An 872-nucleotide genomic window follows, 5' to 3' on the forward strand; every position below is an offset into this window, starting at 1 on the left:
ACGGCGGGCGAGGCGCGGCAGGCGTTCCGTCAGCTGTCGGGGCAAATCCATGCGGACATCGCGTCGGCGCTGGTGAACGACAGCCGCTACCTGCGTGAGGCGCTGAACGGGCGTCTGCGCCAGGCGGAAGGGCTGGCGAGTTCGTCGGCCATCAAGGCGGACGAGGACGGCGCCTGGGCGCAGTTGCTGGGAGCGTGGGACCATGCGTCGGGCGACGCCAACGCCACCGGCTATCAGGCCTCGACCTACGGGGTGCTGGTGGGGCTGGACTCGGCGGCGGCGGCCGACTGGCGGCTGGGGGTGGCGACCGGCTACACCCGCACCTCGCTGCACGGCGGGTACGGGTCGAAGGCGGACAGCGACAACTACCACCTGGCGGCGTACGGCGACAAGCAGTTCGGGGCGCTGGCGCTGCGGGGCGGGGCGGGCTACACCTGGCACCGCATCGACACCAAGCGGTCGGTGAACTACGGGATGCAGTCGGACCGCGACACGGCGAAGTACAGCGCGCGCACCGAGCAGCTGTTCGCGGAAGCGGGCTACAGCGTGAAGGGCGAGTGGCTGAACCTGGAGCCGTTCGTCAACCTGGCGTACGTGAACTTTGAAAACAACGGCATCGCGGAAAGCGGCGGCGCAGCGGCGCTGCGCGGCGACAAGCAGCACACCGACGCGACGGTGTCGACGCTGGGACTGCGCGCGGACACTGAGTGGCAGGTGAGCCCGGGCACGACGGTGGCGCTGCGCAGCGAGCTGGGGTGGCAACACCAGTACGGCGGGCTGGAGCGTGGCACCGGGCTGCGGTTCAACGGCGGCAACGCGCCGTTCGTGGTGGACAGCGTGCCGGTGTCGCGCGACGGGATGGTGCTGAAGGC

1 protein-coding gene is annotated in these 872 nt (G+C 70.8%); it reads left to right on the forward strand.

Annotated features, from left to right (window positions below; translation table 11 throughout):
* The coding region (locus tag ACJ8KE_RS23725) for an autotransporter outer membrane beta-barrel domain-containing protein (RefSeq protein WP_442517385.1) at window positions 1-872 on the forward strand (872 nt) is incomplete at both ends.

This window comes from Serratia sp. CY56464 (assembly GCF_052168435.1).
Classification (GTDB): domain Bacteria; phylum Pseudomonadota; class Gammaproteobacteria; order Enterobacterales; family Enterobacteriaceae; genus Serratia; species Serratia marcescens.